We start from the raw sequence: 26,321 nt of genomic DNA, 5'->3' as shown, positions 1-26,321 counted from the left end.
TCCCGAATAAATTATTCTGTGGACAAATTTTACTATATACAAATGCTGGTTTGGCTTTACGAACCCAGTAATGGTTCCATGATGATTTCGCCCTTTTTCTCTAATGTGAATTGGATATTTTCATCTACCAATGTGTCTTTTACTCCGCCTGTCAGGTTCAGAGCAGAAGAAAGCACCTCGGCATCACCAATGGCAGTAATGACAAAAGGGGCAGGATGCTGGTAGCCGTCAACTTCTATTACAGGTCCATTGCAAACAATATAGGAACTGTGCGATAGTCGCTGGCCATTTATGGCAACTGCGGAAGCACCCGAAATATAGAGTTCATTAATCACCTTAAAGACATGGTGTTCATGGACGATATAGTTGTTAATATTATCTTCATCCGGATCGTAGTCACCATCTGCCAGAGTGACTTCCACTCCTGAGCCCTTTACTTTTACTTTGCCAAGATGCATCCTATATTTCTCAGCATCCTCAGCAAGATTAAAATAAACCTGCGCTTCTTGTGAAAGCTCTTTTTCAATATCAAGAACGTTTTCCTGTTTTGTATTTAATTCTTTTTGAAGAGCTCTGTTTTTTTCCTCCAGTTCAACAAGCTGATTACGAAGTTCCAAATCTCTTTCCCACTGTTTTCCGCTTAGTGCCGGCTTTTCTTCTTCTCTCTGTGTAAGGTGATAGGAAAATGCCATCATGTAACCCAGTACTAGAAACACCAGGGAGAATATTACATGATTACCCTTCACCTTCATTTTCTTTTTCAACTTCTTCAGCTCCCTCTGTTTCATAAGCTTTAAAATAAGAGCCTACTTCCAGGTCGATGATTCCTTTTTTCTCGGGATCCAGCTGGCTTATGATAGAAGGATAGTGTGCCATTTTTTCTGAAAAACTTCTTAAAGTAGCACTGACTTCAAAACCATCATTCATATACAAAGTAATATGGTTGGAATCAGTTTTTTTAGGAGAATGATGGATTTCGGAAATCGAATTTAACACCTCTTCAGGCAGTGATTCAAGCTCTCCAATCATCATATCAAGGATGTCACCCTCAGAAAAGTCATTGAGGATAGGAGCGTTGACAGGGATCTCCGCAACTTTTTCATCCTTTAATATGCTCCCATTCTCCATAACAGGAAGATAGTGCTTCTCTTTCGCTATGTAGGCAATGCGCTTCAGTTCATCTACCTGTATGTTAATTGTGCTTGGCAGCTGAACTTTAACACTTGAAGATTTTATTTCAGGCAGCTCTTTAAGCTTACCCTCAATGCCCTCTTCGTCAACCTTCCAAATATTTGTTTTTTCAGTAACACCGCTGATTTGAATAATTTCTTCATTATCATAAATTGAATTGCCGGAAACCTTGATTTGTTTAATATGGCTTAAGGGCGATTGAAAATAAATAACTAAAACAATCAGCGAGAAAAAAAGCAGCAGCAAAAAGATCAGTCTTCTGTTCGCTTTCTTCTTTCTTTGCTGTTTAAGCTTCGGTATTCGATCCTCCAGCGAGACAACCTTACTTTTCTCCACTTTTATCACCCCATTAAGAAAAGCGCAAGGACAATGTATTACAACAATTTAGCAGCTTGTCCCAGCACAACTTATGCAATACCAAATTAGGGAAGAGAACGGCATGTGAGCCATGCCGTTTTTACTACATTTACTGTTATCTAATAAATTATTATATCACAATAAATGGTATCCGTAAGGTATTATTCCCCGTTACTTTCGACCGATTATTTCCACTTCTGTCTCCATTTTTACTCCGTACAAATCAAAGATTGTATCCTTAATATGCTGGATAAGAGCAAGTACATCTTCCGCTTTGGCATCTCCTGCATTCACGATGAAATTTCCATGCATATTTGAAATTTGCGCACCGCCGATGGAATGCCCCTTCATGCCGGCTTTTTCAATAAGCTGGCCAGCATATTCTGGAAGCGGGTTACGGAAAATACTGCCTGCACATGGGAAGTTCCAGGGCTGGGTTTCCTTCCTATAGTCCTTATTCCTCTGCATTGCAGAGGATATTCTCTCCCGGTCTCCCTCTGTAAGCCGGAAAACGGCCTCAAGAACAATCCCTGGACGCTTCGTTTGAAGGACGGATGTTCTATAAGAAAATGTCATTTCTTCATTCGTGAGCCACTCCATCTTCCCATCCTCAAAAAGGACATGTGCCTTGGTCAGGATTTGTGAAATATCAGAACCGTGAGCACCAGCGTTCATGTAAACTGCTCCGCCTACAGACCCGGGAATCCCGCTGGCAAATTCGAGACCTGACAAGCCTTTTTTGCTGATAATTGTGGAGAGGGCAACCAATGAATAACCGCCGCCTGCCCTTAGCTCCGTTTCATTAAGATCCAGGTGATCCATGCCCCGGCCTAATTTAATGACCACACCTTCTATGCCTCCATCAGATACGAGCAAATTAGATCCTCTTCCAATTGCTCTCCATTTCAGTTCATAGCGATGGATCAATTCCATCGCTTTTGCCAGGTTTTCTATGGAAGAAGGCTCAATAAACAAATCGGCGGGTCCGCCAATTTTCATTGTTGTATGGTTAGCCATCGGCTCATTTTCTTTAACTGTTCCGATGTTTAACTCTCTAAGCTTGCTGATAAATTCGTCCATATTTACCTCCCTTTCTATTGATTTCAACCTAAATTTATTTATTCTATGCAAATTTACTATTCAGGGCTACTTCCCATTATTTGAAACCAATTCGGCCATTACTGTATAAAGCCTATTTGATGCATCACGTATTCCAAGTTTTTTCGAAGCTTCCTTCATGTTACTCATCTTTTCTTTATCTAGGATGATTCGGTCGATGCTGTCAATAAGCTTTTTGCCTGTTAACTCTTTTTCAAGCAATAATTCTGCAGCACCATGGTCGCTTAGCGCTTTTGCATTTTTCTCCTGATGGTTGTTTGTAACATATGGGCTTGGGATTAAAATGCTCGGTATTCCTAAAGAGGTGATCTCTGCCAAAGTGGTGGCTCCCGCACGTGATACGACGAGGTCTGCTCCGGCCAGCACTTCTGGCATATTGTGAATAAATGGTTTAATCATTACATTTTCAGGGCTTCCGACCAGTACTACTTCTTTTTGTACATCCTCATAATGGACATCCCCTGTAATATATAGAACCTGATAAGGCTTTTCACCCAGCTCAGCCAGAGTTTTTAGAACTGCATCATTAATTGGCCTTGCCCCTCTGCTCCCTCCAAAAATTAACACAGCAGGGACACCGGTTTTTAACCCTGCTGATAGTCTTCCTCTGATCCCATCCTGTCCCAGAACTTCTGATGCGCGCGGATTCCCTGTCATGACTGTTTTAGTTTCCGGAAAAAAAGCCTTTGCTTCTTCAAAACAGACTGCGATTTTATCAACATATCTGCTTAAAAACTTATTGGTTAATCCCGGGACGCTGTTTTGCTCATGAATAATGGTTGGGATGCCAAGCTTTGAAGCGGCATATACGACAGGACCACAAACATATCCGCCCGTGCCGATTACGACATCCGCATTAAATTTCTTAAGGATCTTTTTACTATCGCGAACGCCTTTCAGGAACCTTAAAACAGTTTTAACATTTTCAAAAGAAATTTTTCTTTTAAAACCAGTTATATGTATTGATTTAAAAGGGATATTTTCACGATTGACAATCGAATTTTCAAGCCCCTTTTCAGTTCCGATATATAGAAATTCGGCATCTTTATGTTCTTTCTGGATTTGTCTTATAAGCGCAAGTGCCGGATATATATGCCCGCCAGTTCCGCCGCCGCTAACAGCAATTTTCATTCTTTCACCTCAAAAAAGAATCTTATTAACAAAGAAAGCTTTATTTTTTCTGCCACTAATTATATACAAAGCTTTCTGATTTAGTGAACGTCATCAAGCTTGCGAGCGGAAAACACTCCCCTCTTTTCCCTATTCTACTATATTCAAAACAAATAGATAGGAACGTACATCATAATGTTAAAGAAATGTAATAATGTGCAAAATTGCAAAGAAGTTTGATAATTCTTGAATGCTGGATATATTGTATCTTCTAAGAAAAGCGGAAGCGCCTTGCCCATCCCCGGGCAGGCTGCTTGCGCTAAACAGTTATCGACGTACAAAATTTTAAACTTTCTTATTCTCCAAAAAAGAAACCCTGCTTCACAGGGTTTCCAAAATGCATGTTATAAAATGCGCTAGTACCTTGCATATCTGCTTATATTAAGCAGAACCCCTATAGCCATGAGCATCAGTGTCAATGAGGATCCCCCGTAGCTCAGAAACGGAAGTGTGATGCCAGTAACAGGCATCAGACCTGTTACAACCCCGATATTAATCATTACCTGTATAGCAACCATTGCTATGATCCCAACAGCCAGGAAACTCCCATATAAATCCGGAGCGCCAAGCGCTATGCGGATGCCGCGCCATAACAGAAGTGCAAATAATAAAAGGACAAAAGATCCGCCTATAAATCCCAATTCCTCCGCTAAAATGGCAAAAATAAAATCTGTCTGCGGCTCTGGAAGATAAAAAAACTTCTGTCTGCTCTGTCCCAGACCAAGGCCAAACAATCCTCCTGGCCCTATTGCATATAAGGACTGGATAATCTGGAAACCGCTGCCCAGAGGATCTTCCCATGGGTCCAGAAATGAAGTAATCCGCTTTATCCTGTAAGGAGCTGACAGAACAAGTGCCACAAATCCGGCCAGGCCAGCAGCGCCAAACCAGACAAAGTGGCTGATCCTCGCTCCCGCGATAAAAATCATTACGACGCAAGTACCAACCATTACAGTTCCAGTGCCTAAATCAGGCTGCAGCATTATTAATCCAAATGCTAAAAATACAAGCCCTAAAGATGGAACAAGACCTTTTCTGAAAGAGGTGATCAGCTTTTGTTTTTCTGAGAGGAATTTTGCCATAAATACAATCATGGCAAGCTTCATAAACTCCGAAGGCTGAATTGAAAATGCTCCAACGCCAATCCAGCTCCGCGAGCCATTTCGAACATTTCCGATACCTGGAATCAGCACCAGGAGCAAAAGCACAAAGCAGACAATAATTAAGACCTTTGCCCAGGTTCTCCAGGTCCAATAATCCACATTCATGATAAAAAACATTGCAATAATTCCAACTCCGGCAAAAAGCATTTGCCTTTTCGCAAAAAAGAAAGAATCATCAAATTTATAATCTGCCCAAATTGCACTTGCACTATATACCATAGTCAACCCTACAGCAAGCAGCATAAAAGTGACGATCATTAATATAAAATCGGGAGTGGTTTTTTTGGTCGGCAACGAAAACACCTCGAATGCAAGTTTTAGGGCTATCAAGGAACCTGTTTCCTGCTGAAAATAAACTTACCTGTTTTCCGGCAGTCTTAATACTTTCCTTTTTAACGCTCTAAATGTCATGCGAAGCAGTTGTATGCCTTTGCTGTCGTTTCCATAGTCCCGCAGACGAGCCCTTAATTAAGCTTATGCACCGCATCTATAAACATGTCTCCCCGAACCTCAAAAGTTTTATATTGGTCCCAGCTTGCACAAGCAGGAGAAAGCAGAATAACATCTCCTGGCTCTGAAAGTTTAAAGGCAGCAGGTACGGCTTTTTCCACATTATCGACACGCTCAACTGTTTTTATTCCCGCTTCCAATGCTGCATTTTCAATCTTTTCAGCTGTTTGACCAAAGGTTACAAGAGCTTTTACCTTTTTTAGAGAAGGGATGAGTTCATCAAAGCCATTTCCGCGGTCAAGACCGCCTGCAAGAAGAATTACAGGCTGATCAAATGCTGATACTGCATTCTTCGTTGCTAAAATGTTCGTTGCTTTAGAATCATTATAAAATTTCCTGCTCTGGTATTCGCCTACATACTGCAGACGGTGCTTTACTCCGGTAAACGAACTTAGAACCTGGCTTATGGCTTCATTCCCGACACCGGTCAGCTTTGCTGCAGCCACTGAGGATAGGATATTCTCAAGATTGTGCTCTCCCGGCAATGAAACATCTTTTCTTTCCATCACTTGTTCATCATTAAAATAAATCCAGCCATCCTTGACATATGCCCCTTCAGACAGGACTCTGGAAGTTGAAAAAGGTATTAATTCCGCCTTTGACCGTGCAGCGGCTTCCATTACTTTATCTTGATCAGCATTGACTATGAAATAATCCTTTTCAGTCTGATTCATCGTAATATTTTCTTTGGCTGCATGATACTCTTCTCTAGTGCCATGATAATCCAAATGAGCATCATATAAATTTGTTAAAATGGCGATTCTCGGCCTGAAATCCTGAATACCCATCAACTGAAATGATGAAAGCTCAATCACGATATTATTTTCTTCTGCAGCAGTCTGGGCAACCTCGGAAGCTACTGTACCAATATTTCCTGCTATCAGCGGCATTTTGCTCCCTGCCTGAAGCATTTCAAACACAAGAGTAGTTGTAGTGGTTTTTCCATTTGTGCCTGTAATCGCAATAAAAGGAGCATCAGAGACCTGGTAGGCAAGCTCCACTTCTGTAATAACCGGTATGCCCTTTTCAAGAGCTCCTTTTATCATTGGATTTTGGTAAGGAATACCCGGATTTTTTACAATCAGCTCGAACCCCTCTTCCAGAAGTTCAACTGGATGGCACCCGCATATAACCGTAATCCCCTGTTCAAGCAGTCCTTGAGCTTCAGGATTTTCCGCAAGAGGCTTATAATCATTAACAGTCACAAATGCTCCAAGCTTATGTAAAAGGGAAGCTGCACTCACTCCGCTTTTCGCGAGACCCAGCACTAATATTTTTTTATGTCGATAGCGATTGACTTCTTTCACTTACACCCACACCTCAATATAGATTCCTAAGATTGCAAACAATAGGCCAACGGTCCAGAATGTAACGACAACCCGCCATTCTGACCAGCCCACCAATTCATAATGATGGTGGAGCGGGCTCATACGAAAGATCCGCTTCCCGGTGGTCTTAAAAGATGCTACCTGTAAAATAACAGATAAAGTTTCAATAACAAAAACACCGCCGATAATAATCAGAATGATTTCAAGTTTTGTCAGGATGGCTATAGTCGCAATAGCTCCACCCAGAGCCAGTGATCCTGTGTCTCCCATGAACACCTTTGCAGGATGGGCATTAAAGACAAGGAAACCCAATACCGCTCCAACTACAGCTACAGAAAAAATGGATACTTCAAATTGAGATTGATTCCAAGCCAGTACTGCAAATGCTCCAAAAGCGATTGCAGCAGTCCCGGAGACAAGTCCATCAAGTCCATCTGTCAGATTGACAGCATTCGAAAATCCGACCAGCCAGAAAATAATAAATAAAACATATCCCCAGCCTAAATCAATCGAAATGTCTGTAAGCGGAATATGGACTTCTGTTGAAAAATCATTTTGCTTGAAAACAAAATAAAAAATAACAGAAATAATAATCTGGCCAAGAAGCTTTTGCTTTGAAGTCAGACCTAAGTTGCGCTTTAATACTACTTTAATAAAGTCATCAAGAAAACCGAGAAGTCCAAAGCCCAGTGTAACCAGCAGCAGCAAATATGTTTCTACTGTAGGTTCTGAAAATTTTCCGGTCATAAGCAACGTGGTCACCGTAACGGAAAGAAGAATCATGATTCCGCCCATTGTCGGGGTACCTGTCTTTTTCTGATGGGATTTAGGGCCCTCTTCACGGATGCTCTGCCCGAATTTCAATCTTCTCAGGAAGGGAATAAAAATGGGAGACAGCAAAACAGTAATTAAAAAGCCTGCCAATATTGTGAAAAAAATAACTTGCTCCATCATACTTATCCCCTCCTTTCCTGCTTGGCTTTTCCTGCAGCTTCAGCTAATCTTTCAGCCATCACAGCAATATCATATGTTGCTTCGTTTTCTTTAAGACTTTTTTCACCTGAAATAAGGAAATTAGTTGTGTTCATCTTTTCTTCTGATTTGCTTAATTTTTCTATATATAATTTCATGATGTCCTTTAAGCCTTTCGTTAAGTCGTTTGTATAAAAAACAGGGAAATGATTCGGGGTATATGCCGGCGTCTCGGCATTCACATGCCAGAGAGCAGCAACAGCCCCTTTTTCAATAGCTTCTTTCAGATTTTCGGCCTCTCCAAAAGGAATATAAATACCTTTTGGCTGCAGGGCGGAAGAGGACGAAGCGACCGTATGAAATTCCAGCTCACTATCCTTTATCCCTTTTACGGCCGGAAACAGTTCCGCTAAATCCCGATAAGTCAAATACATTTTATCGCTCCTCTATAGCCTCTTTTGCGACAAGGCGGTCATCAAAGTCGAAAACCTGATTCCCTATCTGCTGATATGTCTCATGACCCTTGCCAGCTATTAAAATAACGTCTCCTTTACTTGCATTTTTCACCGCATAATGAATGGCCTCTTTTCGATCGGCGATTGTTTTATAACTTTCACCTTTTACACCCTCTTCCATATCCCTCAGGATTTGGATCGGGTCTTCACTGCGGGGGTTATCAGAAGTAAAGATCGGGTCTGTACTGTACTGGCATGCAATTTCAGCCATTAGCGGCCGCTTGGACCTGTCTCTGTCTCCGCCGCATCCTACGATGGCAAAAATGCGTTTCTGGGCAAATTGCTTTACTGTTTCCAAAGCATTTTTCAGGCTGTCGGGAGTATGTGAATAATCAACAATCACAGAAAAATCCTGACCTGCATCAACGGTTTCAAATCTGCCTGCTACACCTTTAACTTCTTCAGCAGATTTGATGATTTGCGAGATTGATATTCCTGAAGCAATTCCTGCACCTATACTGGCAAGAACATTATAGATGCTGAACTTGCCTATCATTTTAAGAGAAACTTTATGCTTCCCGAATGGAGAGATCAAGTCAAATTCCGTACCGCCAGCAGTCATCTGAATATTAATGGCCCGAATGTCAGCTTCCTGATCAATCCCATAGGTTATGACATGAGCAGCCGTAGATTTTTCATATTCTGCAGAAGCGGGGTCATCTGAATTTAATATGGCATACTTAGGCTCCCCATGATTATAGGCGCTTCCGAGCTGGGCAAAAAGCAGCCCTTTTGCTCTCCTATATTCATCCATTGTTTTATGATAATCCAGATGATCCTGAGTCAGGTTTGTAAATACGGCTATATTAAAATCACAGCCATGAACACGCCCTTCAACAAGTGCATGCGAAGACACTTCCATTACGGCTGAATCTACACCTGCATCTGCCATTTTTCTAAATGTACTTTGCAGAGTCAAACTTTCAGGAGTGGTATTTTTCACTTCAAAGGTTTCATCGGCAATCTTCGTATACATCGTGCCAATTAAGCCTGTTTGCCTTCCTGCATCGGCAAGTATCTTCTCTATTAAATGGCTTGTTGTTGTTTTGCCATTCGTGCCTGTTATGCCAATTAAATGAAGCTGCTTGCTCGGCTGTCCATAAAAAGCATCAGCCAGCACGGCCATGGCCCGTTTTGTATTCTTTACCACTATAACTGGGATATCCAAATCCAATTCTCTTTGGGAAATGACAGCTGCAGCACCTTTTTCTGCTGCAGAAGCCGCAAAGTCATGGCCATCCACCGTATACCCCTCAATACAAACAAACAGACTTCCAGGTGTAACTTTCCTGTTATCGTTAACAATTGCTGTAATTTCCGGGTTTTCCCCTTTATAAGTCATATAAGGCTGCAAAAATCGCAGCAATTTATGTAATTCCATTTCTACCAATCCTCTCGTGTTAAACAAAAAAATCTAATCCTTTTTAATGATTCTGGCCATATTCATTTTTAAATCCCCAAACTAATATTCTAAATGATGGCGATATATATTGTACATGATAATTGCTTATTTAGCTATTTAATATATAGAACCTAAACCCAGAAAGTATGTTGCGGTTTCCTTACAAACAAAAAAAATTCAGGCGGCGCAGGATCATGCCGCCCTCAGTTCTATTCTTATTTGTCGTCAAAATACAACCGGATCGTTGACCCTTCTTTTAGCTTGATGCCAGGCTGAGGCGTTTGCTTGACCACTGTATTTCCTGTGCCGCTCGCATCAATTTTCAGGTTAAGGTAGAGCTCACCCAGATCCTTCTTTGTCAGACCGACCATATCAGGAACTTCTATCATTGGGGAATCCATCCATGTAAGCTCTTTTTCAATTTGATTTTTCCGCGGCTTTACTCCCATTGCCCGCAAGCTGTCCCCCATGATCTCCCCTACAATAGGTGCAGCAACTACGCCGCCAAATTGAACAGTTCCTTTTGGATTATCCACAGCCACATAAACAACAAGCTGCGGATCATCAGCAGGTGCGAATCCTATAAATGATACAATATGGTTATTTTCCAGGTACCGGCCATTTTGCGCTTTTTGTGCAGTCCCAGTTTTACCGCCTACTCGGTACCCGTCTACAAAAGCCTTTTTTCCTGATCCTTTTGCTACAACTGATTCCAGCGCTTTTCGGATTTCATCTGATGTTTCCTTTGAGATTACTTTTCTCTTTGCATCAGGTGATTTTTTCATCAATATTTCCCCGGTAGCAGGATTAATAAGCTCTTTGGCTATATAAGGGGTATATAGTGTTCCGCCATTAACGGCTGCCGAAATGGCTGCTACCTGCTGAATCGGGGTAACGGAAACTCCCTGTCCAAAAGCAGTAGTTGCCTGCTCAACAGGACCAACCCGATCGAGGTTAAATAGAATCCCTTTCCCTTCGCCCTGCAGGTCGATACCGGTCTTTTCGCCGAACCCAAAGTCGCGGATATATTTAAACAGTTTTTCTTTGCCTAATCGCTCACCCAGCTCTACAAAACCAGGGTTACAGGAATTCTGGACTACTTCCAGATAAGTCTGGCTGCCATGGCCTCCCTTTTTCCAGCATCTTAGTCTGGCACCGCCAACTTCAACAGACCCCGGGTCGTGGAAATGATCCTTTTCCAAGTCTACCTTTCCCTCTTCTAACGCAGCTGCCAGAGTGATAATTTTGAATGTAGAACCAGGCTCGTATGTACTCCAGATTGGCAGGTTGCGGTTGTAAATTTCCGGGGGTACATTCCTGAAATTTGCAGGGTCAAAATCGGGCCTGCTGGCCATGGCAAGAACTTCTCCATTATTCGGATTCATGGCAATTGCTATTATTCCATCAGGGTTGTATTCAGCCTGGGCAATATCAAGCTCCCTTTCTACGATTGTCTGAATCTTGGAATCAATGGTGAGCTTTAAATCCATTCCATCAACTGGCGGCTTGTAGTCATCCGCCATATCGTTCATCCGTTCACCCTTTGCATTCGCATAAAACTTAACAGATCCTTTTTTTCCCTTTAGTTCTTCATCATAATATAATTCAAGACCCATAAGACCCTGATTATCAATTCCCGAAAATCCCAAAACATGCGAGAGATAATTCCCGAAAGGATAATGGCGTTTTGAATCTTCTCCGATATATATGCCTTCAATTTCCAGGGCACGGATTTCTTTCGCTTTTTCATGGGAAATCTTTCGGCCTTCAGGGATTTTCACACTTGATGCTCTTTTTGTGATAAGCTGGTAAGCTTTTTCTTTTGACATATTCAGCACTGCAGCCAATTTCTCTGCAGCATCCCCAGGATCTTTTATTTGCCTGGGGACAACATAGACAGTTGGGGCACTGACATTCGTAGCCAGCGGAACACCGTTGCGGTCGACGATTTCCCCTCTTTCCGGTTCGAAAGGGATGTCTCTGCTCCACAGTTCCTTTGCGCCATCTGTAAGCAAATTGCCCAGAAAGAATTGAACATATCCAAGACGCAAATCAATAATAAAAAAAACGAGAATACCAACAAACAACGCTGCAGTCAGCCGTTTTCGAACGGTTACATTTGATACACGCATGTACGGACGAACCTCCTTAGATTATGGCTCGTTCCAATATATGCTTGTACATAAATGAATAGAACGCACTGCCGCTCATCCGGCAGTACGTTCTAAATTAATCCAGCACTGCTTCCTCTTCATCCTTCTGCTCTTCTGATTCTAAGTTTTCCTCATTGTATTTCTCTGCAGGCGGCTCAAGTTCTACGATTAAATAGTCACCTTCCCTGAGTGCAGAACCAGCCTTCAGATTTTGTTTCACCACATATCCGCTTCCTACAGTATTCAGCTTTAAGTCAGCAAGCTTTGCCACCTTCATAACGTCCCTAAGCGACCATCCATTCATTTCAGGCACCGTTAACTCGCCTTCCGTTTTTAAGATTACACGTTCTCCTTCCAGCAAATTGTACATATTTCCAGGGACCTGTCTTTCAACCTTGCTTCCCTTTCCCAGTACAATAGCTTCGAAACCGGATTTTTTCAATTCTGCTTTTGCTTCCTCAATTGTTTTGCCTTCCACTTCAGGTGCTTGTTCAGAGTTTGCCTTCAGTTCCTTTGCCGGCTCAATATTTAAATATTGAAGACTGCTTTTCATCACAGGAGTAAAAATCTTGGAAACCGGCTCAGCACCGTTTGTACTGAGGTCAATATCCGGCTGCTGGACCGCTACATAGATGATCAGCTCAGGATCATCTTTTGGAGCCATGCCTAAAAAGGAGAAGATAAAATTTTCATGTCCCGTTAAATATCCTCCGCCATTTGGGTCAGGGATTTGAGCAGTCCCCGTTTTTCCGGCAACCTCATAGCCCTCAATATTATACCTTTTGTAGCCCGTTCCATTTTCGGAAGATACCACCGTTTCCAGGATATCCCTTGTTTTCTTAGCCGTTTCTGCCGAGATTGGATTCCCCTTCACTTCCGGCTTTGTTTTTTTTAAGACTTCATTCTTATCAGCATCAACAATACTGCTGATCACATGAGGCTCCATCATTTTGCCGTCATTTGCAATGGCAGTAGCTGCCTGTACCTGCTGAATCGGCGTAATGGCAGAACCTTGCCCGAATCCGGTCGTTACCTTATCAAGCGGCCACTCGTAAGCGATTTTTCCGCCTGTTTCATTCGGCAGGTCAATTCCAGTTGGATTTTCAAATCCAAACTTTGTTATATATTCCCTGTATTTTTCATAACCAAGCTTCTCTTTAACTATTTTCGCGAAAGCCACGTTCGACGAACGCTGAACGCCTTCAAGGTAAGTAATGGACCCCCAGCCCCGTCCCTGGTTATGATCGCGTATAGCTGGTGAGTTTTCTGTTACTTTATAACTTCCTGATTTATACCATTCATTCGGATCAAATTTTCCTTCCTCAATGGCTGCAGCCAAAGTAAAGATCTTCATCGTGGAGCCAGGCTCAAATGAATTTTCGATCACTTCATTATGCCACGTATCTTCAATGCCTTCTTTTGTTTTCGGATGGAAGGATGGCCTCTGTCCCATTGCCAGAATCTCGCCCGTTTTGGCATCCGCGACTACGGCAACCATCTTTTTCGGCTTATACTCTTCGTCTACTTTATTCATGGAATCTTCGAGGAAAGTCTGGATCTTTTTATCGATTGTCAAATACACATCTTTACCATTTTGAGCAGGCTGGATTTTTTGATCTCCATTCGGGAGGAGATAGCCCCATATATCACTTTCGTAGCTGAACATTCCATCTTTTCCTGTGAGCACATCATTCAAGCTCTGTTCAAGGCCCAGCATCCCTACTGTATCGGTTTTATTTGTCTTCGATTTTTTCTTTTCTACATATCCGACTAAATGTGAGGCGAAGACCCCATTCGGGTAGAACCGTTTTGAATCAGTTATGAATGTAATCCCCGGTAATTTTAAATCTTCAATTTCTCTTTTAGTCTTTAAAGGAAGATCGCGACCCTCTTTACCAAATTCCACCTGGAATGGTGTTTCCCCATCTTTTGTTTTCTTCGTTAGGATCCTATATATCTCCGACTCTTCCAGATCAATAGCTTTTGAAAGCGCCGCTGCTGTTTTTTCAGGGTCTTTCACATAATCCGGTTTCATGCTTTTATCGAGGATTGCTACAAGCTTGTAGGAAATAGTATCCTCGGCAATGACTTCACCATTGCGGTCATAAATAGTACCCCTTTTGGCTTGAATTGTCTTTTCCCGTTCATATTTTTGCTGAGCTTTTGCTGCAAGTGCATGTCCCGCTGCTTCACCTGTAACCTGAATGGAAACAAAGCGGAAAATTAATACAAAAAAGAGCAGGCTGAATATTAAAAATAATATCGCTGCTCCAAAATTGATATTTGGCTGTTTCTTCATTAATCTTCCACGACCTTGACATTATTTCCGCTGAATTTAAGTCCCATTTCCTCAGCTTTTGCTTTAATGCGCTCGTATGTACTTAATTCGCTCACTTGCATTTTCAGATCTGTATTCACTTTATTCTGCGTTTGAATTGCTTCCTCTGTTTGCTGAATTTCTTTATTCACTTCGTAGATGGCTGCCTGATTTGAGACCATTTGCACTGCACCAAAACATACAATACCAGTAAAAGCCAGTCCCAGTATTTTTTCCCCGGGGGAAAGCCATGACTTTTTTGATTTTAATTTTTTGGGGGCCTGGACGGGCTGGGTTTGCACATCAAATTGTTTTTCTTCCTGAATTTTTCGGGCTAAATTGCTCATAATTCCCCTCCTGTAATTTTTTATTTATGGTCTGCTGCGGTATAGGTATTTACTTAAAGCTTTTCTGCTATTCTCAGTTTAGCGGACCTTGCACGATTATTGTGTTCCAGCTCTTCTTCTGATGGCAGAATCGGCTTTCTGTTAATAAGCTTTAGGATTGGTTTATATTCATCTGGAATAATCGGGAGGCCGGGAGGCAGATTTGGTGTTTCACTGGCTTTTTTAAAGGCAGCTTTGCAAATCCGGTCCTCCAATGAATGAAACGTGATCACGCTGATTCTTCCATTGGGATTTAATATGTCAATAGCCTGGTGCAGAGAGTCCTCAAATACACCGAGTTCATCATTAACAGCTATTCTAATGGCCTGAAATACACGTTTGGCGGGATGTCCGCCTTTTCGTCTGGCAGGAGCAGGTATTACCTCTTTAATCAGTTCAACCAGCTGGCCTGTTGTTTCTATCGGGGAAACTTCCCTGGCCGCTTCAATCTTCCTCGCAATTTGCTTCGAGAATTTTTCTTCTCCATATCTGAAGAAGATCTTCACAAGTTCACCATATTCCCAGCTGTTTACCACATCATAAGCGGAAATGTCAGCGCCTGTATCCATTCTCATATCAAGCGGGGCATCATTATGATAGCTGAAACCTCTTTCAGGTGTATCCAATTGAGGTGATGAAACACCAAGATCATATAAAACACCATCTACTTTTGATACACCAAGATTTGAAAGCTCTTCCTGCAGATACTTGAAATTACTTTTGATGATCGTAATTCTGTCACCATATTCCGCCAGTCTTTCCTTTGCGTGAGCAATGGCTGTGTCATCCTGGTCAAATGCGTACAGCTTTCCCTTTTCAGACAGCTGGGAAAGAATTAATTCACTGTGGCCTGCGCCGCCCAGTGTACAATCCACATACACTCCATCAGGATGGATATTTAAGCCTTCTACTGTTTCTTTTAATAGCACTGTTGTATGTTCAAACATTGTTGTATGAATCCACCTTTCCAATCCGAAAAGCACGAGACGCATAATAGGCATCTGGAGCTAAACAAATATCTTTGTATCATGGGAAATTATATTAATAAAACATTCCCATTATATATCAAACCCAATCATGTTTTCCGCAATATCAGAAAAAGATTCCTCTGATTCTGCAAAATAATCTTCCCAAAGATTTTTGCTCCATATCTCGATCCGATTGGAAACGCCCAGCACTACACATTCTTTTTCCAATTTTGCATATTGCAGAAGCGGGGAAGCAATATTTATTCTTCCTTGTTTGTCAATTTCACATTCAGTGGCACCTGAAAAGAAAAAACGGGTAAATGCACGGGCATCTTTTTTGGTCAGCGGAAGGCCCTTTAATTTTTCTTCAAGCTGCCTCCACTCATCCATGGGATAGCCAAACAAACATTGATCAAGTCCTCGTGTCAAAACAAATGTTTCACCCAAGTTATCACGAAACTTGGCTGGCACGATGAGACGGCCTTTATTATCAACGTTGTGATGGAACTCACCCATGAACATACCCACTGCACCCACTTTCTAACTCAAATGTACCACAATCCCCCACTTTCCTCCACATGTTTTTAATTATTCTACCACTTCATATAAAATCCTGCTTCCCATAAGGTATTCCCCCATTTTTCGTTCGTCTTTTTATTACATTTTCTTTAAAGTCTTTACTGTTTTTTCACAGAATTTTTATGTGGGGAAATAGTCAGGAGATAAAGGGAATTCACCCCTTTTCTATCAAAAAAAAGACCTCATCCGCATGGAAAAGGTCCGAAGAATAATGGCGAATATTAAATTTTTATGACTTTGTGTGTCCCATCAAAACGAAAGGAGTAATCAATAAATTCTTCAAGGAAATCCATCCCATATTTATTAAGGTAATAGAGGACATTCCAAACTCTCTCCTGAGGAACTCCACCCGGTCTCAGGGAGTTTTCAGCTTTTTCATATTTCTTAATGATTACATCATGTTTTTGCTGGATGGATTTCTGGATTTTATTCTCCATGAAATCCATCTGCCTTATTAAAAGATCTTCATTTTTCTTTAACATTGGCAGTAGGGCGTGAACCTCTTTCATAGTAAGCTCTTCGATTAGCTCATAGTTTTGTTTTACTTGAGCTTTTGTTTTTCGGAAATGAGCTTCTATGCTTTCATTTTTAATACTCCTCATATACTCATCTTTAACTGATTCCGTACCAGATACAAGCACGCCCTGCAAATCAAGTCCTAATTCCAGCAAATCACTTTCCACAGAACGTTCTAAGATAGTGATATTTAAACGGGGCATAATAGGAGGCATTTTCATTCCAAACCATTCAAATGCCATTTTTAGTTCAGCCCAATAGGCAATTTCGCCAGGCCCGGCTATAAAGGAAAGAACCGGAAACAGGCATTCCTGTGTGATGGGCCTCGTCACCACATTATTGCTCAGTCGTTCGGGATGGTTTTCTGCAATCTCCAGAAGCTCATTCATTGTGAACTCATGAGTGTGTTCCTTACCCGTAAATACCTTTTTCTCCTGATTGAACTCCAAAAGAATTCTTTCTTTATGCTTTTCGTCATAATAAAATAGGTTGGCAGCATTTTCACTTAAGTCAATGGCATTTGGAAAGCCTGAATTCTCTAAATTCTGCTGCTGGCTTTTCACACGTTTTGTAATATATTCAAAACCTTTGATTTGTTTGCCAAAAATGCTGCTTTCAAGTCTGCGAAGCTTTGAGTCACCGGAATCAATCAGAAGAAGCCCTGATTCTTTAAATAAATGCATAATTATGCCGGCAAAGAACTCCACATAGGTTTGAGAATGCGAAATAATTTCTTCTAATCGCAGAACGAGATTTTTTGTGTGTTTTGTCTCTCCGAAAGTCTCAATGATGTCTCTCACCCATTCCCTGCACTTTTCACGGTTCAAAGGGATATTTGAAACCATCTTCTTCTCTAAAACTTTTTCAGGATATGTCTTTTTTTCCATTTTATTATTCTTCTCGATGAAAATATGATTTACTTCGTGATAGTCATGATCTTCCCCAGCAATCCAGAATACAGGAACAACCGGGATTCCCTGCTCACTTTCCTGCTGCTTTGCAAGATTTATGATTGAGATGATTTTATGTATTGTGTAAAGAGGTCCCGTCAGAATTCCTGCTTGCTGCCCTCCGATTATCACTGCACTATTTTCCTGCTTTAGCTTCTTAAGCGAGTCATGAACAGCAGGGGAAGAAGGAAATTGATCCATAAACTCTCCAATATATTGAGAAAGTTCATTTCTCATAAACGACCGGCCCCTCAGTTCAGCTAATCGTGCTTTATAATCAGAGTCGGAATTATAACGATAATGAAAAAACTGCATAATTTCTTCTGTTTGTGCTATATAATCTGTTGCAAACCGGTTTGTTGCCGGCAATGAGAGATTAAGAATCTCCATTAATGAACTTCCTTTCTCATAGCTGATCAATTTTAATTTTCATCTTATGAGTATAGCATTGTCTTAAATGAAAATAAAAAAACTTTGCTTACCTAAATGCTTTAATTCTAAATGTAAAATAATTATGTTCTCAGAATGCTTACTATGGAATAAAGACAACAGAAGTTACCCTTTGAACAAGCCCTATGAATATCAGAACTATATAAGCGGTGAAAAAGAGTAAAAAATTGAATCTCCAGAATCCTTTGAATAAGACACGCAGATTGATTTCCTGCTTAATTCTCCAATGCATAATAATAAAAGTGACCGCTGTAATCAGCAGGGATAGGACTATCATCCACAAATAGGATTTATCCCAGATTACGATAATTAGATAGTGAACCGCCATAATTAATAATAATGTGCTGACATCCAGGGCAATATGGACAGATCTTTTGTGTTTTTTAGTAATTTGTTTGCTGATAATAAAAACAGCCAGATATCCGAGCAGCGGTATGGTCACCAATGTTGCAATTAGGCTTGAGAACACAGTGTTCAACTCATTTCCCCCTTTTCTCCCTGCCTTTGATCTGACAATAAAGACTTTCAGAATATGGAGCAGACATCTTCTTCTTCTCAGCTTTCTCCAGGATATATCCTAAAATTGCATCTATCTCTGTTTCTCTGCCTTCTTCGATATCCTTAAGCATTGAGGATCTGTTCATCCCTGTTTCCTCACAAACACTTTTCACATGGGTTAGAGCACCTGCTTTATCAGGAATATCTAATATGGCACTTACCTCGTCAAATAACTTCAAAAATAGCTGATGATAATATTTATTTGCTAAGAGCTCACCATTTCTCACACGGAGAACTGCTGTAAGAGGATTTATAACACAGTTTACGATTAATTTTTCAATTAGCATTTCTTTGTAATCCCCGACAAATTTAAAAGGAAAATAACTAGATGCCGAATCGGATATTTTCGATAATAGATCCACATCCCCCTTTAAAGCAGCCACTTTGGTGACCCCAATCCCAGTATGCCGCACTGTGTCAGGCTCTGACTTTAAAGCTCCATGCTCTACACTGCCCACATAAAGATTTTCCGCTTCAAGCATTTCAGCCCACTTCAAATGCTCCATGCCATTTTGCAAAAACAAAAATGATCCAGACTGACTGGTATTCATTTCCAATAATTCCTTTACAACTTCAGGAATGCTGTATTGCTTAACCGCAATGATTGTTAAATCCTCTTCCCCCTTCCATGCTTTAAAATGGCATACCTTGACGGGGGCATTACTGCGAATGCCTTTTCTCTCGATTGTAAGTCCATTAATGCGCAGCTTTTGCAATTGACTATTTCTTCTAATATAAACACGGACTTCATGATTTTCATTCAAATAATGAGCAAACAGAAGGCCAATGGCGCCTCCTCCGATAATAGCTATTCTCATAACTGACTCCACCATTTTTACTTTTTAAGCATATTTTAACAAATTAAGATAAATTCATGGGTAAAATGGAATGTTTTAATTATTAATTCCAATATATATTTTCTTAATTCCATTTTTCATCAGATAAATCCTTTAAAAAAATCCCTTTTTCGAAAATCGAAAAAGGGATTTTTTTAAAGGATAAAGTATTAAACTGGATAAACTGGATGTTTGCGAACGCTGAATGTCAATTCTTTAGTCTCATACAGATTAAAACGGTTAATTAAAACATTTCTTAATTCCTGAGGTGCAACAATATCGTCAACAATTAATTCTGAGGCAAGCTTATAGATATCAATTGTTTCTTTATATTCCTGCTGTTTTTCCTGTACATATTTAACCTTTTCTTTCGGGTCCTCAATCGCATTGATTTTATTGGAATAAACCGCATTTACTGCTGCTTCAGGACCCATTACAGCGATTTGTGCTGTAGGCAGGGCTATACAGCAATCAGGTTCGAACGCTGGCCCGGCCATAGCATACAATCCGGCTCCATATGCCTTTCTGACGACAACTGAAATTTTCGGCACTGTTGCAGAACTCATCGCAGCAATAAGCTTGGCACCATGCCGGATAATCCCCGCTCTTTCAACCTTAGTCCCAATCATAAATCCAGGGACATCTGCAAGGAATAATAGCGGAATATGGAAAGCATCACAAAGCTGAATAAATTTCGCGGCTTTATCAGCGGAATCTACAAATAAAACCCCGCCTTTAACTTTTGGCTGGTTGGCAATAATCCCTACAGGCCTCCCCCCTATCCGAGCAAGTCCCGTAATGAGTTCCGCAGCAAAAAGTTTCTTAATTTCAAAAAAGCTGCCTTCATCAATTACGGAATCAATACACTCATACATATCAAATGGGGCATTTTGATTTTTAGGGATAATTTCTTCAAGACTGCGGCCGGATTTGGGCATTGCCGCCTCGAGCTTCACTGATTTCTCTTTGAAGCTTGCAGGGAAGTACGCCAAATATCTTCTTGCTGATTCAATAGCCTCTTCTTCACTATATGCAAGCACATCACCACAGCCGCTGACAGAACAATGCATGCGGGCGCCGCCCATTTCTTCAAGGGTAACCTTCTCTCCTATAACCTTTTCCGCCATCCTTGGCGAACCCAAATACATAGATGCATTTTGATCTACCATAACAACGATATCACAAAACGCAGGGATATAAGCTCCGCCTGCAGCAGAGGGTCCAAAAAGCAGACAAATCTGCGGTACCATGCCTGAAAGTTTTACCTGGTTATAAAAAATTCTGCCTGCTCCGCGTCTATTCGGGAACATCTCGAGCTGATCCGTAATACGGGCACCGGCAGAGTCAACCAGGTAAAGAATCGGAACTTTTAACTTCTCTGCTGTTTCCTGTATACGGATGATCTTTTCAACTGTCCTCGCACCCCAGGAACCGGCTTTTACTGTGGAATCATTAGCCATTACGCAAACTGTCTGGCCATTTATTCTTCCAACTGCTGTTACAACTCCATCTGCCGGAAGATCACTTTCCTGGCAGTTCGCAAACTTGCCATCTTCCTCGTAGAATCCGTCATCAAAAAGAAGTTCAAGCCGTCTTCTGACAAAGAGTTTGTTTTGGGCTTCATTCTTTTCATGATATTTTGGATGTCCGCCAGCTTCTATTACCCTGCTTCTTTCCTGCAGCGTCTCAGTTAATGTCTTTGCAGTGGTCATTCCCATCCTCCTAAAATATGAATTTTCCATACTTCGTTAAACTTGCTTATTGCTTCACGGTGCAAAGATGGCTCAGCGCAAGCCCCCCTGTCACTGGATATCCGTGTCCCAGCCCTTTTATTCGAATACGATCAGCACATCGCCTTCATTAACAAAATCTCCTATGCTTACCTTCACTTCAGCTACTTTTCCAGCAGCTTCGCTTTCAACCGGAATCTCCATTTTCATTGATTCAAGCATTAATACTTCCTGGCCTGCATTAACCTCCTGACCCGCTTCGACCAAAACATTCAATACAGTACCTGCCATTGATGATGTAATTTCTTTCATTGTTATTTCCTCCTTTTAGTTAACGGCAAATGCCTTCTGCGCTAGAAATGATGTAGAATAATTCCCTTTACGGAAATCTTCGTCTTTTAATATTTCTTTAAATAAAGGTGCATTCGTTTTAATGCCTTCAATTTTAAGTCCATCAAAGAATTGCAAGGCATTTTCTATCGCTTCATCCCTTGTTTGACCAAATATAATGCATTTTGCGATCATTGGATCATAAAATGGGCTGACTGCTGTATTCGAAGCATATCCATAATCAACGCGTATTCGCGGAGAATCTGTCCATTCAAATTTAGACAATTTGCCAGGAGAAGGCATAAAGCTTACGGGATCCTCAGCATACAGTCTAAATTCAATTGAATGGCCAGACTGCTTAATGCTATTTTGCTGCAGCGGCAGCTTTTCACCTCTTGCTGCAAGCAGCTGCCACTCTACAAGATCCAGCCCAGTTACTTGTTCAGTTACGGGATGTTCAACCTGGAGTCTTGTGTTCATTTCAAGAAAATAAAAGTTCTCCTGCTCATCCACTATAAATTCAATTGTTCCGGCATTTTTATAATTGACCGCTTTGGCTGCAGTCAAAGCAGTATCATACATCTTTTGTTTTGTTTGCTCTGAAAGGAAAGGTGATGGTGATTCCTCCACTACTTTCTGATGTCTTCTTTGAATAGAGCAATCTCTTTCAAATAAATGTACGATATTCCCATAACGGTCACCAAACACCTGTATTTCGACATGTCTGGCATTCTCTATATATTTTTCGACAAATACTTCATCAGAACCAAAATAAGCTTTGGCGCGGGCTTTTGTGGAGTCGAAAGACTTAGTGAGCGCTTGCTCATTTTCACAGCGTACCATTCCAATTCCTCCGCCTCCTCCACTGGCCTTCAGCATGACTGGATAGCCCATAGAATTTGCAAGACTGCATGCTTCCTCAAGTGTGGATGTTCCCTCTCCGCTTCCTGGGACAACCGGTACTCCCGCGTCCTTCATAGTTTTGCGGGATACAATTTTATCCCCCATCAATTCAATGGTTTCAGGATCTGGTCCAATAAAAGCAATCCCTGCATCAAGTACAGCTCTTGCAAAGCCGGAGTTTTCTGATAAAAATCCATATCCAGGATGAATTCCATCCACATTTTCATTCTTTGCAATTTCCAGAATGGCTTCTGTCTTTAAATAAGATTTATTAACAGGCGGCTCACCTATACGGAAAGCATATGTAGCTTCTTTAACAAACGGAAGGTCTTTGTCTGCATCAGAATATATAGCAACAGTCTCAATTCCCATTTCACGGCAGGTTTTTATTATTCTTAAAGCAATTTCTCCCCTGTTGGCAATCAGAATTTTTCGCACAATCTGTCCCCTTTCTCAATGTAGTAATTCCTGCAATAATATATATTTCTACAATCTTCTGCCTATTTCCTGCTGTTTTTGTAAACGCTTTCTGATTTTTATAAAAAAACTAAAAATATATTAAGTTTTTCATATGTGCAGAATTTTTTGTTTACTTGTTATATAATAATAGATATAGAAAAAACCTTTCAATTATCAGGAAGGCATTATAAAGCGGTTACATCAGCAGAATTCCTATACATCTATGGCTAAGGGGGAAATTTTATGAAATATAAAGTTGAAAAATTAAAAGTAAATTATAAAACACTGGAAGAGTTTAAGAAATTCAAAGAGTATGGACTGCAGGAGCTGTCAATGCTTGAAGACCTTGAAGCTAATATTATTGAAAATGACAGTGAGTCGCCTTTCTACGGCATTTATTTTGGGGATAAGCTTGTAGCACGCATGAGCCTTTACCAGATAGAAGCAAGATTCGACCGATATTTCGAACCCGCACAGGATTATTTGGAGTTGTGGAAGCTTGAAGTCCTGCCTGACTATCAAAACAAAGGCTATGGCCAGACACTTGTAGAATTTTCCAAAGGGTTTGGACTTCCTATCAAAACAAATCCACGCGTAAAATCGAAAGCTTTCTGGGAGAAAATGGGATTCGAACCCGTCCATTATGATATGGAACGCGATTTGGGTGAGAATCCGCTGGCCTGGTTCCCGGCAGGAGTTAAAGAACAAACCCATTAAGCTGCTGTCCACTAAAGCTAAGACATTAAATAAGCGGACTAATTTTGTCCGCTTATTTCTATTTATTTACCGTTATCTATTTCTCCACCTTTTCAGGCTTTATATCGGGATTCACAGTAAAATTCAAGTTTTTGTGGCGGGTGCCGTCTTTTAGACCGACAATCTTTCTTGCACTTTCCATAATTTCTACCAGTGCTTTGTAATCCTGCTCCATCGTATTCAATTCTTTAATTAATTTTTCATTTTCCGCTGCCAGGTAGTACATTTGCTTCTCAAGCTCCTGAATGCGTTTTTTAGGAAAAGGATCTTCTGAGACAGCAGGCTTCTGAGCACTTTCATATAACTCTTTCAGGAATGAGACTAATTCCTCAAACTCGATAGTCCTTTTAATTGCCTGAACTGAGTTTTCATTTCTTTTTTCCGTCTTTTCCTCTGGAACAGCAGGTAGCTCATGATCTCTTTGAACAGCCTCCGGGTTTTTCTTCATTTCTTTTCTCTGTTTTTTTGCCAGTTCAATTCCTGTTTTATATTGTTTTCTTACATAGGAATTCCAGCGAAATCCGCAGGCAGCCGCGGTTCTGCTTAACTGTTTGCCAACTTCTTCAAATGCCTGAAGCTGAGTTCCTCCTTCACGTATATGTCGGAGCACAACTTCTGCAAGCAGCAAATCTTCATCTTGAGACCAAGCATCCTGACGTGTAGAAGACATCAGTGTATCCCTCCTAGTGTTTTTCTTTATACATATGCCAATGCTAGAAAAGATAGACTGATATCATATTATAAAGTGTAACTTTATTCATCATCAGGAAATTAATGGGTTATTGTCTATATCGGAAGAATATGCTTAGCGCTTATTCAGGAAACTGTCAACTTTATTATGGTGCGCTTCTCCCTCCCATAAAACCGAACAGCGACGCACTTCTTGATCGATTCTCTCTTCTAAGCCAGCAGCAGTCCACTTTTTTACAAGAAGGTCTTTATAAGCTTCCAAAACCTCACTCTCAAGCCTGAGCATTTCTTCCAGAAAGCTCCTGCACCCGTCGATTGGATCCCCTTTTATGACAGAATGTATGAAACCTAATTCTTTTAATTCCTTATCAGAATATAATTTTGCTTCCATCAGCATTCTTAGGGCATTGGCAGGAAGCATCTTTTCCATAATGATGGAACCGCCGCCCCATCCGGTTGTTATGGCTAAGGTTCCCTGGATAAAACCGGCTTTTATTCCTGCATTGGCAATCCGGTAATCACATGCAGCAGCCAGCTCACAGCCGCCGCCGACAGCTGTTCCATTCAATATGGCAATAGTTGGTTTTGGAAGAAATAGTATTTTTTTTAAAAGACTAGCCATTCTGCTTAACATTCCAAATGCTTCATGTTCAGTCTTTAAGCTGTGAAAGGAAGATAGATCACCTCCTGAGCAAAAAGCACGGCCTCCCTCACCGGTAATCGCAAGTGCCTTAACTGATTTCTCTCCTGCTTTACGGAGTGAGATCTCAAGACCATCCATAACTTCATAGCTTATGGCATTTCTTTTCTCAGGCCTGTTAATCTTAAATACTAAAAGTCCATTCTCGAATTCTTCAATTATGTAAGGGTTCATGGCTGCCTCCTTGTATTTGGTTAAACTATTTTTAATATTAGCAAAAATACTCATAGACTTGTACTTATCGATGAGCCAAATCAATGCCAAAAAAACGACAAAAGCACAAGAACTAAGTTCTTGTGCTTTATATCTAAAGGATTAGTCGTTAACTACTTCTTTTCCTTTGTAAGTTCCGCAAGCTTTGCAAACGCGGTGAGCAAGTTTCATTTCACCACAGTTTGGGCATTCTACCATACCAGGAACCTGTAATTTAAAATGGGTACGACGTTTTCTCTTCGCAGTTTTAGATGTTCTTCTAAAAGGTACAGCCATTCTTCCCACCTCCTTAAAGAGTATTAGAGGATGTCCATAGGAATTGGACACACCCATTAAGAAAGTTATGAAGGCCAGAGCAAGCTGGTGTCTTCAAGTGCTTCTTGTTTTTCTTCCGTTATGAATCGGAAGAAGGATCATTCTGATCAAAAAATTGAGCAAGTCCGGCAAGACGAGGATCTACTTTATCCTGTTTATCCTGCTCCTGAATGACCTCCCAATCCTTGCCGGATTGAGGAGCTCCTTCTTCACTGCTGTCTTCGCAGAAAACTTGCATTGGGACTTCGAGTAAAAGGATTTCATGAAGGATCGGATTTAAATCAATCACATCCCCTTTTACCTGGTGAACCTCCTCTTCAGTCTCATAATCAAGACCTTTTAAGAGGAAAGTTTCGGTTGTTTCAACATTAATTGGATAATTTACGTCAACTAAAGTACGAGAACAAGGCAGTATTAAATGACCCTTTATATTTAAATGAAAAGTCACTTTGGCAGAATCGATATCCGCACGGCCCGTCACATGCATTGGTGATGCACCGCGTATTTCCGGATTCAGTTTCATGACCTCATCAACATTGACAGTTTCATCAATGGGAAAATCCTTGCTTCGATATTTTTGTAACTGACTTAAAGTCCATTTCATACGAATCACCCCAAGGCAACAAAGGTAATTATAGCCTTCCTATAATTATTTGTCAATATTTTTTCTTTACACTATAATGTAGCTAATATCCTACTATTGAAGGCTTCTTTAGTAAAAAAGTTTTTGCAGGATTTTTAGATTTTGTTTCTTAATACTTTTTCCAATACATTTCTTTTTAAAC

Annotated in this window: 25 protein-coding genes; 1 reads left to right on the top strand and 24 read right to left on the bottom strand. The window is 40.8% G+C overall.

Translation table 11 applies throughout. The annotated features are described in order from the left end of the window. Nucleotides 1–56: 56 nt before the first annotated feature. From JI665_RS03185 to JI665_RS03090, 20 genes are all read right to left on the bottom strand, one after another. Entirely contained in the window at nt 57–788 is a 732-nt protein-coding gene (locus JI665_RS03185) for a DUF881 domain-containing protein (protein WP_206836155.1), read from the bottom strand. Beyond that, nucleotides 736–1,527 carry a cell division protein FtsQ/DivIB gene (locus JI665_RS03180; RefSeq protein ID WP_206836152.1) on the bottom strand — a complete coding sequence of 264 codons (792 nt, stop codon included), beginning with the start codon at nt 1,525–1,527 and terminating at the stop codon, nt 736–738. Before JI665_RS03180 ends, JI665_RS03185 begins: the two co-directional genes overlap by 53 nt. A gap of 192 nt (nt 1,528–1,719) precedes the next feature. Further along, nucleotides 1,720–2,628 carry a UDP-N-acetylmuramate dehydrogenase gene (gene murB, locus JI665_RS03175; protein ID WP_206836150.1) on the bottom strand — a complete coding sequence of 303 codons (909 nt, stop codon included), beginning with the start codon at nt 2,626–2,628 and terminating at the stop codon, nt 1,720–1,722. A 66-nt stretch (nt 2,629–2,694) separates the two neighbouring features. Further along, nucleotides 2,695–3,798 carry an undecaprenyldiphospho-muramoylpentapeptide beta-N-acetylglucosaminyltransferase gene (gene murG / locus JI665_RS03170; RefSeq protein ID WP_206836147.1) on the bottom strand — a complete coding sequence of 368 codons (1,104 nt, stop codon included), beginning with the start codon at nt 3,796–3,798 and terminating at the stop codon, nt 2,695–2,697. Nucleotides 3,799–4,193: 395 nt separating this feature from the next. Next, nucleotides 4,194–5,294 carry a stage V sporulation protein E gene (gene spoVE / locus JI665_RS03165; RefSeq protein WP_206836145.1) on the bottom strand — a complete coding sequence of 367 codons (1,101 nt, stop codon included), beginning with the start codon at nt 5,292–5,294 and terminating at the stop codon, nt 4,194–4,196. A 170-nt stretch (nt 5,295–5,464) separates the two neighbouring features. Next, complete coding sequence (gene murD / locus JI665_RS03160; RefSeq protein WP_206836141.1) at nt 5,465–6,817, bottom strand: UDP-N-acetylmuramoyl-L-alanine--D-glutamate ligase; 1,353 nt, start codon at nt 6,815–6,817, stop codon at nt 5,465–5,467. Continuing rightward, nucleotides 6,818–7,792 (bottom strand): phospho-N-acetylmuramoyl-pentapeptide-transferase, encoded by a 975-nt coding sequence (gene mraY, locus JI665_RS03155; RefSeq protein ID WP_113881859.1) that lies wholly within the window; start codon nt 7,790–7,792, stop codon nt 6,818–6,820. A 2-nt stretch (nt 7,793–7,794) separates the two neighbouring features. Next, nucleotides 7,795–8,244 (bottom strand): hypothetical protein, encoded by a 450-nt coding sequence (locus JI665_RS03150; RefSeq protein WP_206836139.1) that lies wholly within the window; start codon nt 8,242–8,244, stop codon nt 7,795–7,797. Nucleotide 8,245: 1 nt separating this feature from the next. After that, a complete protein-coding gene (locus JI665_RS03145) occupies nt 8,246–9,706 on the bottom strand; it encodes a UDP-N-acetylmuramoyl-L-alanyl-D-glutamate--2,6-diaminopimelate ligase (protein WP_206836135.1) in 1,461 nt (486 codons plus the stop codon). 236 nt (nt 9,707–9,942) lie between these two features. After that, entirely contained in the window at nt 9,943–11,859 is a 1,917-nt protein-coding gene (locus JI665_RS03140; RefSeq protein WP_206836132.1) for a stage V sporulation protein D, read from the bottom strand. Between the two features lie 97 nt (nt 11,860–11,956). After that, nucleotides 11,957–14,179: a penicillin-binding protein gene (locus tag JI665_RS03135; protein ID WP_206836129.1), complete on the bottom strand. Its 2,223-nt coding sequence runs from the start codon at nt 14,177–14,179 to the stop codon at nt 11,957–11,959. Then, entirely contained in the window at nt 14,179–14,544 is a 366-nt protein-coding gene (gene ftsL, locus JI665_RS03130; protein WP_206836127.1) for a cell division protein FtsL, read from the bottom strand. Before ftsL ends, JI665_RS03135 begins: the two co-directional genes overlap by 1 nt. A gap of 53 nt (nt 14,545–14,597) precedes the next feature. Beyond that, nucleotides 14,598–15,530 (bottom strand): 16S rRNA (cytosine(1402)-N(4))-methyltransferase RsmH, encoded by a 933-nt coding sequence (rsmH, locus tag JI665_RS03125; RefSeq protein ID WP_206836124.1) that lies wholly within the window; start codon nt 15,528–15,530, stop codon nt 14,598–14,600. A gap of 111 nt (nt 15,531–15,641) precedes the next feature. Next, on the bottom strand, nt 15,642–16,073 hold the full coding sequence (gene mraZ / locus JI665_RS03120) for a division/cell wall cluster transcriptional repressor MraZ (RefSeq protein ID WP_206836120.1): 432 nt from the start codon (nt 16,071–16,073) through the stop codon (nt 15,642–15,644). Between the two features lie 278 nt (nt 16,074–16,351). After that, a complete protein-coding gene (gene bshC / locus JI665_RS03115) occupies nt 16,352–17,986 on the bottom strand; it encodes a bacillithiol biosynthesis cysteine-adding enzyme BshC (protein WP_206836117.1) in 1,635 nt (544 codons plus the stop codon). A 142-nt stretch (nt 17,987–18,128) separates the two neighbouring features. Further along, nucleotides 18,129–18,515: a DUF3397 domain-containing protein gene (locus JI665_RS03110; protein WP_312886137.1), complete on the bottom strand. Its 387-nt coding sequence runs from the start codon at nt 18,513–18,515 to the stop codon at nt 18,129–18,131. Nucleotides 18,516–18,525: 10 nt separating this feature from the next. Next, entirely contained in the window at nt 18,526–19,422 is an 897-nt protein-coding gene (locus JI665_RS03105; RefSeq protein ID WP_206836111.1) for a 2-dehydropantoate 2-reductase, read from the bottom strand. Between the two features lie 188 nt (nt 19,423–19,610). Further along, nucleotides 19,611–21,152 (bottom strand): acyl-CoA carboxylase subunit beta, encoded by a 1,542-nt coding sequence (locus JI665_RS03100; RefSeq protein ID WP_206836108.1) that lies wholly within the window; start codon nt 21,150–21,152, stop codon nt 19,611–19,613. Nucleotides 21,153–21,269: 117 nt separating this feature from the next. After that, complete coding sequence (locus tag JI665_RS03095; RefSeq protein WP_009330910.1) at nt 21,270–21,482, bottom strand: acetyl-CoA carboxylase biotin carboxyl carrier protein subunit; 213 nt, start codon at nt 21,480–21,482, stop codon at nt 21,270–21,272. Between the two features lie 15 nt (nt 21,483–21,497). Then, nucleotides 21,498–22,841, bottom strand: a complete 1,344-nt coding sequence (locus JI665_RS03090; RefSeq protein WP_206836105.1) for an acetyl-CoA carboxylase biotin carboxylase subunit — start codon at nt 22,839–22,841, stop codon at nt 21,498–21,500. 264 nt (nt 22,842–23,105) lie between these two features. Here JI665_RS03090 and JI665_RS03085 point away from each other — a divergent pair, with 264 nt between their 5' ends. Continuing rightward, a complete protein-coding gene (locus tag JI665_RS03085) occupies nt 23,106–23,579 on the top strand; it encodes an N-acetyltransferase (RefSeq protein ID WP_206836102.1) in 474 nt (157 codons plus the stop codon). Between the two features lie 76 nt (nt 23,580–23,655). On the opposite strand, the gene JI665_RS03080 is transcribed toward JI665_RS03085, so the two are convergent. The 4 genes from JI665_RS03080 to JI665_RS03065 all read right to left on the bottom strand — a co-directional run bounded on the left by JI665_RS03080 (nt 23,656) and on the right by JI665_RS03065 (nt 26,140). Continuing rightward, on the bottom strand, nt 23,656–24,288 hold the full coding sequence (locus tag JI665_RS03080) for an RsfA family transcriptional regulator (protein WP_206836100.1): 633 nt from the start codon (nt 24,286–24,288) through the stop codon (nt 23,656–23,658). Nucleotides 24,289–24,423: 135 nt separating this feature from the next. Continuing rightward, entirely contained in the window at nt 24,424–25,182 is a 759-nt protein-coding gene (locus JI665_RS03075; protein WP_206836097.1) for an enoyl-CoA hydratase/isomerase family protein, read from the bottom strand. Nucleotides 25,183–25,323: 141 nt separating this feature from the next. Further along, nucleotides 25,324–25,497 (bottom strand): 50S ribosomal protein L32, encoded by a 174-nt coding sequence (rpmF, locus tag JI665_RS03070; RefSeq protein WP_009791160.1) that lies wholly within the window; start codon nt 25,495–25,497, stop codon nt 25,324–25,326. A gap of 118 nt (nt 25,498–25,615) precedes the next feature. Next, on the bottom strand, nt 25,616–26,140 hold the full coding sequence (locus JI665_RS03065) for a YceD family protein (protein ID WP_206836095.1): 525 nt from the start codon (nt 26,138–26,140) through the stop codon (nt 25,616–25,618). Between the last annotated feature and the right edge of the window lie 181 nt (nt 26,141–26,321).

This window comes from Bacillus sp. NTK034 (assembly GCF_017303275.1).
Taxonomy (GTDB): Bacteria; Bacillota; Bacilli; order Bacillales; family Cytobacillaceae; genus Cytobacillus.
The sequence above is the reverse complement of the archived record's forward strand: the minus strand, read 5'-3'. Positions and strand labels throughout refer to the sequence as shown.

Coding starts and splice junctions, on each gene's coding strand:
- rsmH (WP_206836124.1), bottom strand. CDS start 15,530: ATGTTTGAACATACAACAGTGCTATTAAAAGAAACAGTAGAAGGCTTA.
- murG (WP_206836147.1), bottom strand. CDS start 3,798: ATGAAAATTGCTGTTAGCGGCGGCGGAACTGGCGGGCATATATATCCG.
- murB (WP_206836150.1), bottom strand. CDS start 2,628: ATGGACGAATTTATCAGCAAGCTTAGAGAGTTAAACATCGGAACAGTT.
- JI665_RS03080 (WP_206836100.1), bottom strand. CDS start 24,288: ATGTCTTCTACACGTCAGGATGCTTGGTCTCAAGATGAAGATTTGCTG.
- JI665_RS03145 (WP_206836135.1), bottom strand. CDS start 9,706: ATGGAATTACATAAATTGCTGCGATTTTTGCAGCCTTATATGACTTAT.
- bshC (WP_206836117.1), bottom strand. CDS start 17,986: ATGGAGATTCTTAATCTCTCATTGCCGGCAACAAACCGGTTTGCAACA.
- mraY (WP_113881859.1), bottom strand. CDS start 7,792: ATGATGGAGCAAGTTATTTTTTTCACAATATTGGCAGGCTTTTTAATT.
- JI665_RS03135 (WP_206836129.1), bottom strand. CDS start 14,179: ATGAAGAAACAGCCAAATATCAATTTTGGAGCAGCGATATTATTTTTA.
- JI665_RS03065 (WP_206836095.1), bottom strand. CDS start 26,140: ATGAAATGGACTTTAAGTCAGTTACAAAAATATCGAAGCAAGGATTTT.
- JI665_RS03150 (WP_206836139.1), bottom strand. CDS start 8,244: ATGTATTTGACTTATCGGGATTTAGCGGAACTGTTTCCGGCCGTAAAA.
- JI665_RS03085 (WP_206836102.1), top strand. CDS start 23,106: ATGAAATATAAAGTTGAAAAATTAAAAGTAAATTATAAAACACTGGAA.
- JI665_RS03105 (WP_206836111.1), bottom strand. CDS start 19,422: ATGAGAATAGCTATTATCGGAGGAGGCGCCATTGGCCTTCTGTTTGCT.
- rpmF (WP_009791160.1), bottom strand. CDS start 25,497: ATGGCTGTACCTTTTAGAAGAACATCTAAAACTGCGAAGAGAAAACGT.
- JI665_RS03140 (WP_206836132.1), bottom strand. CDS start 11,859: ATGCGTGTATCAAATGTAACCGTTCGAAAACGGCTGACTGCAGCGTTG.
- JI665_RS03185 (WP_206836155.1), bottom strand. CDS start 788: ATGAAACAGAGGGAGCTGAAGAAGTTGAAAAAGAAAATGAAGGTGAAG.
- JI665_RS03075 (WP_206836097.1), bottom strand. CDS start 25,182: ATGAACCCTTACATAATTGAAGAATTCGAGAATGGACTTTTAGTATTT.
- JI665_RS03100 (WP_206836108.1), bottom strand. CDS start 21,152: ATGACCACTGCAAAGACATTAACTGAGACGCTGCAGGAAAGAAGCAGG.
- JI665_RS03095 (WP_009330910.1), bottom strand. CDS start 21,482: ATGAAAGAAATTACATCATCAATGGCAGGTACTGTATTGAATGTTTTG.
- ftsL (WP_206836127.1), bottom strand. CDS start 14,544: ATGAGCAATTTAGCCCGAAAAATTCAGGAAGAAAAACAATTTGATGTG.
- mraZ (WP_206836120.1), bottom strand. CDS start 16,073: ATGTTCATGGGTGAGTTCCATCACAACGTTGATAATAAAGGCCGTCTC.